This is a genomic window from Streptococcus sp. NLN76 (genome assembly GCF_015686645.1).
GTDB lineage: Bacteria > Bacillota > Bacilli > Lactobacillales > Streptococcaceae > Streptococcus.
Genome location: NZ_JADPMS010000065.1, coordinates 1 through 6,520, shown reverse-complemented (window position 1 = coordinate 6,520; position 6,520 = coordinate 1). Strand labels below are relative to the sequence as shown.

The following is a 6,520-nucleotide window of genomic DNA, read 5'->3' as shown; positions in this document are numbered from 1 at the left end:
TCATTTTTCTGTCGCTGACAGATTTATTGTTTTATTATTGACAGGTAGTATTCCTACTACCTACACATTGGTATTCGTCTTGTTCAGTTTTCAAAGGTCATGTCTCTCACGAGACAACTTAATCAGTCTACCAAAACCTCAATGACTTGTCAACACTTTTGTTTAACTTTTTTGAAGTTTTTTTGTTTTCGTTCGTTTGAGCCGAACTATTCTACTGATTGCGTCCCGTTTAAGGAACTCTCCCTTCAGGACTTTATTAGTATACAACATGATATTGGTCTTTGCAAGGGGAAAGTTTCATTTTTTTCATTTTTTTAGTAAAAAACCCTAGCGACATGCGCTGGGGTTTTGGAAACTAGTTTATCGTTCTTCCTTAAGAAGAATATGAAGAGTTTCTAGCAAGTTGTCTTCATGGACTTCGATGCTAGATCCACTGGATTTGATTTTAACTTCAACAACACCGTCTGCTGCTTTTTTACCGACGGTGATACGGATTGGGAGTCCAATCAAGTCACTATCACTGAATTTAACCCCAGCCCGTTCATTACGGTCATCAGTTAGGACTTCATAGCCTTCTACCATGAGGGCTGCTTCAAGACGTGCGGTTAAATCAAGGCTATCTTGGTCTTTGACATTAACTGGGATAAGGTGGACGTCGAAAGGTGCAAGCTCTTTAGGGAAGTTAATACCCCATGAGAAACGGTAATCGCCTTTAGGAGTTTTATTCACAAAAAGACGCGCATGTTGTTCCATGATTGCAGAGAGCAAGCGGCTTACTCCGATACCATAAGATCCCATTACGATTGGGATGGCGCGACCGTTCTCATCCAAGACTTTGGCATCCATAGATTCGGAGTAACGGGTTCCCAACTTAAAGATGTGGCCGATTTCGATTCCACGTGCAAATTGCAATTGGCCCATGCCATCTGGTGAGATTTCCCCTTCCTTGACTTCCCGAATATCGACATACTCTGCTTGGAAGTCCCGACCTGGGTTAACACCGGTCAAGTGGAAATCATCTTCGTTAGCGCCAACAACGGCGTTACGAACATCTTGTACCTTACGGTCAGCAATGATGCGCACTTCTTCTGGTAGCCCCACTGGTCCCAAAGATCCAAAGCCAGCATCGAGAAGGGCTTGGACATCCGCATCTGTCGCCGGGTCCATGAAATCAGCTTCCAAGTAGTTTTTCAATTTCACTTCATTGACTTGATCATTCCCAACAAGGAGCGCCGCTACCGGTTTACCATCTGCCATGTAAATCATCGTCTTGATGGTTTGCTCCTCTGGGACGTCTAGCAATGCTGCAACAGCATCAATGGTCTTGGTATCTGGTGTCGAAACCTTAACAACTTCTTCTTCTGTTACAACGACATTTTTCGGCTTGTATTCATTGGTTGCCATCTCAAGGTTAGCCGCATAACCAGATTCACTAGAGTAAACGATAGTGTCCTCACCAGAAATCACCCATTTTTCCAACTCAGTACGGATGTCGGCCAAAACTTCTTCTGGAATTTCATCTAAGCTAGCAATAGATTTATCCAAGACCAACCACCGATCCAAGTCCGTCCGCTCTGGAGTGATCGCCATAAATTCTTGACTATCCTTACCACCCATAGCCCCACCATCACCGATGATGGCTTTATACTCCAAACCAGAACGATCAAAGATCCGCTCATAGGCTTGGCGGTAGTCCTCATAAGTCACATCCAAACTATCATAATCCGCGTGGAAACTATAGCCGTCCTTCATGATAAATTCACGAGTCCGTAGAAGCCCATTGCGAGGACGTTTCTCGTCACGGTATTTGGATTGAATTTGGTAAAGATTCATTGGCAATTGTTTGTAAGACTTAACGGAGTCCCGCACAACAACGGTCATGGTCTCTTCATGCGTTGGGCCTAGGATAAAGTCTGAGCCTTCCCGGTTTTTCAATTTATACAAGTCTTCACCGTAAGTATCGTAACGGCCAGACTCACGCCAAAGATCTGCACTGAGAAGCGCGGGTGCGAGCATCTCCACCGCATCCATCTTGTCAAATTCTTCCCGCATAATGTGTTTTGCTTTTTCCAAAACGCGGTTAGCTAGCGGAAGGTAGGTATAAATCCCCGCAGAAACTTGACGAACGTACCCTGCCCGCAACATCAAGGCGTGGCTAATAACTTGTGCATCACTCGGCATCTCCCGCAAAGTTGGGATTAGCATTTTACTCTGTTTCATTTACTCTCCTCTAAAAAAATGTTCGAATAATATCATTCCAGGTTACAGCAATCATCAGAAGAACCATGAGGCCCGCCCCTACCAAGGTCAGATAGGTTTCCGTCTCCCGTTTAACAGGCTTACGGCGGATGGCTTCAATGATATTCAACAGGATCTTCCCTCCGTCTAGGGCTGGAATCGGTAGTAAGTTAAAAATCCCGATGTTGATGGATAAGAATCCCAACAACTGAAGAACACTGACCCAACCATCGCGAGCCGCCATACTGGAAGCCTGATAGATGGCCACAGGACCACCCAGTCCATTCAGATTCGGATTAAAAATCAGATTGCGGATGGCGGTCACAATTTGTCCAGCTGCTGACGCTGCCATGGTGAAGCCTCCAGTTAGTTTCGCTGTCAGACTAGTATCCAGGGCAGGTAAGACGCCAATACGGTAACTCCCATCAATCTCATCCAGCTGAACTTCCTGACTGTTATCGTTGACCTGAACCGATACCTTCCCATCCTTTGTTTTCTCGGTGGCTTTCTCAATAGCTGGAGAAATATCCGCATAATCTTCAATAGTGGTGTCCCCGATTTTCTCCAAGGTCACCTGACCGCTGTATCCAGCCTTGGCCAATGCTCCAGATTCCACGACCCGGACCTGGTTGGTATTTGGATTTGGTGCCCCTCCTTGTAGAAAGAGTAGGAGACTAAAGGCAACCACACCCAAAATAAAATTATTCATGGGACCTGCGAAGTTTGTCATGAAACGGCCCCACAGACTAGCGTTTTGATACTGGACATCCAGAGGAGCAATGCGCACTTCCGTTCCATCTTTTTCAATAATGGTCGCATCGTGATCTACCGCATAGCTCTGCTCCTGATCCATCAAAAGCGCCTTAATCGTTAGCGCCTCTTCCAAGTCATATTCCAAAACCTGCAAGGGCACAGCTTGTGGATCCAGTTGCTTCTTGGACAGATTGAGGCGAGTGACCACCCCTTGATCATTGAGACTTAGGGCAACCAGACTTCCCTTGGGAATCTCGACCCGGTCCTCCCCCCATCCAGCCATACGCACATAGCCCCCCAAGGGCAAGATGCGGATGGTATAGAGGGTTCCATCCTTGCCTTGATGGCTAAAGATTTTCGGCCCCATACCAACAGCAAACTCTCGAACTAAGATTCCCGCTCTTTTGGCAAAAAGAAAATGGCCGTATTCATGAACGATAACGATAACTGCAAAAATAAATAAAAAACTTAGAATTCCCATCATAGAGGCAACCACCCCCTCACTTTCTTCCGTGTTAATCGGTCTATTTCAAAGATGCGATCCAAATCCAAAGACTGGACCTCCTGATGCTCGTCTACTGCCCGTTGAATGAGGCTTTCAATATCCAAGTAGGTGATTTGCCCTTTTAAAAAGGCTGCAACAGCCACTTCGTTGGCCGCATTGTAGACAGCTGGAAAAGAACCACCACGCCGACCCACTTCAAAGGCCAGGGCCAGCATAGGGAAGCGATCCATATCCATTTTTTCAAAATGCAGACCCCCAATTTCTGCAAGATCAAAGGGCTTGGGCTGGGAGATTGGCCGATGATAGGGATAGGTCAGAGCAAATTGAATCGGCTCTCGCATATCGCTGGGACCTAACTGAGCTAAAAAGGCTCCATCCTGCAATTCCACCATGGAATGAAGGATGCTCTCCCGGTGTTGGATGACTTCAATCTGGTCATAATCCCAACCAAAGAGATGGTGAGCCTCGATGACTTCCAAACCCTTGTTGACCATGGTACTTGAATCAATGGTAATTTTGGCACCCATGGTCCAGTTGGGGTGAGCCAAAGCCTCCTCGACGGTCACACCTTCTAAGTCGGCCCGACTCTTGTCGCGGAAACTCCCCCCGCTAGCTGTCAGAACTAGTTTTTTAACATCCTCCCGCTTCAAACCTTGCATGGCTTGAAAAATCGCGGAATGTTCTGAGTCCACAGGTAATAGAGTGATTCCTTTCTCTCTGGCGGCGGCCATCACAAAATCGCCAGCCATAACCAGGGTTTCTTTATTGGCCAGGGCAATTTCCTTTTCGGCCTGAATAGCCGCCATGGTGGCCGCAAGGCCAACACTGCCCATGACTGCGTTGACCATGACATCATACTCCCCTTCCGCTGCATAAGCATCGAGGGTCTTGTAATGGACCAGGTTGGGGTAATCTGTGAGCAGCGCTTCTGCCAGACCTACATCTTCTACAACAACCGCAGCCGGTTTAAATTCCTCCACAATCGAACGAGCCGCTTCCAGGTTGGTCGCAAAACTAAAGGCCTTAAGCTGGAACTGATCGGGATAAGACCTTAGAATATCAAGTGTCTGCTGGCCGATGGAGCCCGTCGCCCCCATCACATAAATTCGTTTCATCTTAGAAGAACCCTGCTAAGTGCAAAAGTGGGAAGACGAAGAGGAGGCTATCAAAGCGGTCCAAGAGTCCTCCATGTCCTGGGATAAAGCGGCCGGAATCCTTGACGCCATAGTGACGCTTGATGGAACTTTCAACCAAGTCCCCAAACTGTCCTGCTACTGAAAAGAAGATGGACAATACCAGAACAAGGAAGAAACTCCGTCCGTTAAAGGTACCCGGACTCACGAGATAATAGATGGCGGTGACCACCATCGCCCCCGCAATTCCCCCTAGACTCCCTTCAACGGTCTTATTAGGGGACACTTGCGGCAACAATTTCCGCTGGCCAAATCGCTTGCCCACGAAGTAAGCTAAACTATCAGTTGCCCACACGATAAAGAGTGCGTATAACACCTTATCCAAACCAGCCATCTGAGCCTCAACCAACATATGGAAACCGTAACCTACGTAAAAGGCCGAAGCTATCGGATAGACCGCATCGTCATAGCTATATTCTTCCACAAAGACCGTACTTCCCAAAATGCCTAAAGCTAAAACGGCAAAGAGCGAAATGTTTGAATCATTGGGTAAAAAAGAAAGGTAATTCTCTAAAGGCAAAGCCAAGACCAGCGCCGCAAGGGTTGCTAGAATTCCTTCTGGTGTATTAACAGCCAAACCTTTCATGGTAAAAAGTTCATAAACTCCCAACATCGCTAAGAGGCCAACGATAAATTGAAACGGGAGACCTCCGAACCACAAGAGAGCCAACAAGGCCACGGCTGCTCCCACTCCAAACAGCAGGCGATTCTGTAATTCTTTTTCCATCTAAACTCCTCCAAAACGTCGATTGCGCCGATTGTATTCTTGAACTGCCTCTTCTAGAGACTGGGCATCAAAGTCCGGCCACAAGGTGTCTGTAAAGTAGAACTCACTGTAGGCTGACTGCCAAGGCATGAAATTACTGAGACGCATCTCTCCACTGGTACGGATGATCAACTCCGGATCACGCACTTCTTCTGGTAAGACACCTGTATACAGATGAGAACTGATCACTTGGTCTGTAACCTGATCTGCTTCTAAAGCCCCAACTTGAACTTGCTTCACAATCTTTTGTACGGCCTTGGTCAATTCTGCTCGACCTCCATAGTTCAGTGCAAAGTTCAGAATCATCCCCTGGTTATCCGCTGTTAGCTCTTCAGCCCTGCGCAAAGAGTCCAAGGTTGCAGCAGGGAGGCGGTCCACATCACCAATCATCTGGATTTTCACTCCTTGACGATGCAACTCCGGTACATACCGGTCGTAAAACTCAACGGGCAAATTCATAATGAACTTGACTTCTTTTTCAGGCCGAGACCAGTTTTCTGTAGAAAAGGCGTAAACCGTCAAGACCTGTACACCCATCCGACTAGCAGCCTTGGCAACTTCTTGGAGAGCTTCCATACCCGCTTTGTGTCCCAATACTCGTGGCTGCATCCGCGTCTTCGCCCAGCGACCATTTCCATCCATAATGATGCCAATGTGCTTGGGTACCTGTAAAGAAGATTCATCTTCCTTATTTTTGAATCCAAACATAATCTTTTCCATTCTTTCTATTCTCCCTCAATACAGAACATTTCACACTTGGTATAGCAGTGCAAGCTTCTCCGAAAAGAAGCGAGAAGATTCGGTTCACTATCAAGTTTTTGGTGCAAACCGGCAACCAGAACTACGAATCACTTTTTGTATCAGTCTTTTTAGGAGAGTATGAATCAGTTCATTATACCACAAAAGCCCTAGGCATGGGAAATCACGCCGTTTTTTAGCACGACAAACGCATGAAGAAAACTCCCTATTGAAAATTTTCAGTAACCGATAAATATTCGTAAAAACGCCCTCTTAAGCCTATAATTAGCTTAGGAGGGCGTTTTTATGGATGTTATGATTTCATAT

5 protein-coding genes are annotated in these 6,520 nt (G+C 46.6%); all 5 read right to left on the bottom strand.

Annotated elements, in window-relative coordinates; translation table 11 throughout:
* Nucleotides 1-360: 360 nt before the first annotated feature.
* Genes I1A59_RS08835 through I1A59_RS08815 form a run of 5 tightly spaced genes read right to left on the bottom strand, consistent with a single transcriptional unit; the run spans nucleotide 361 to nucleotide 6,163 of the window.
* Nucleotides 361-2,220, bottom strand: coding sequence for a proline--tRNA ligase (locus tag I1A59_RS08835; RefSeq protein WP_196092409.1), 1,860 nt, complete (start codon nucleotides 2,218-2,220; stop codon nucleotides 361-363).
* Between the two features lie 10 nt (nucleotides 2,221-2,230).
* Nucleotides 2,231-3,475, bottom strand: a complete 1,245-nt coding sequence (rseP, locus tag I1A59_RS08830; RefSeq protein WP_196092408.1) for an RIP metalloprotease RseP — start codon at nucleotides 3,473-3,475, stop codon at nucleotides 2,231-2,233.
* Entirely contained in the window at nucleotides 3,472-4,611 is a 1,140-nt protein-coding gene (gene dxr / locus I1A59_RS08825; protein ID WP_196092407.1) for a 1-deoxy-D-xylulose-5-phosphate reductoisomerase, read from the bottom strand. Before dxr ends, rseP begins: the two co-directional genes overlap by 4 nt.
* Nucleotide 4,612: 1 nt before the next feature.
* The gene (locus tag I1A59_RS08820) at nucleotides 4,613-5,416 is read right to left on the bottom strand and encodes a phosphatidate cytidylyltransferase (protein WP_196092406.1); all 804 of its coding nucleotides are present in this window, start codon (nucleotides 5,414-5,416) and stop codon (nucleotides 4,613-4,615) included.
* On the bottom strand, nucleotides 5,417-6,163 hold the full coding sequence (locus I1A59_RS08815; protein WP_196092410.1) for an isoprenyl transferase: 747 nt from the start codon (nucleotides 6,161-6,163) through the stop codon (nucleotides 5,417-5,419).
* Nucleotides 6,164-6,520 lie beyond the last annotated feature (357 nt).

Excerpts from the sequence above, each read along its gene's own strand:
- I1A59_RS08835 (WP_196092409.1), bottom strand. The coding sequence starts at position 2,220 with ATGAAACAGAGTAAAATGCTAATCCCAACTTTGCGGGAGATGCCGAGT.
- rseP (WP_196092408.1), bottom strand. The coding sequence starts at position 3,475 with ATGATGGGAATTCTAAGTTTTTTATTTATTTTTGCAGTTATCGTTATC.
- dxr (WP_196092407.1), bottom strand. The coding sequence starts at position 4,611 with ATGAAACGAATTTATGTGATGGGGGCGACGGGCTCCATCGGCCAGCAG.
- I1A59_RS08820 (WP_196092406.1), bottom strand. The coding sequence starts at position 5,416 with ATGGAAAAAGAATTACAGAATCGCCTGCTGTTTGGAGTGGGAGCAGCC.
- I1A59_RS08815 (WP_196092410.1), bottom strand. The coding sequence starts at position 6,163 with ATGTTTGGATTCAAAAATAAGGAAGATGAATCTTCTTTACAGGTACCC.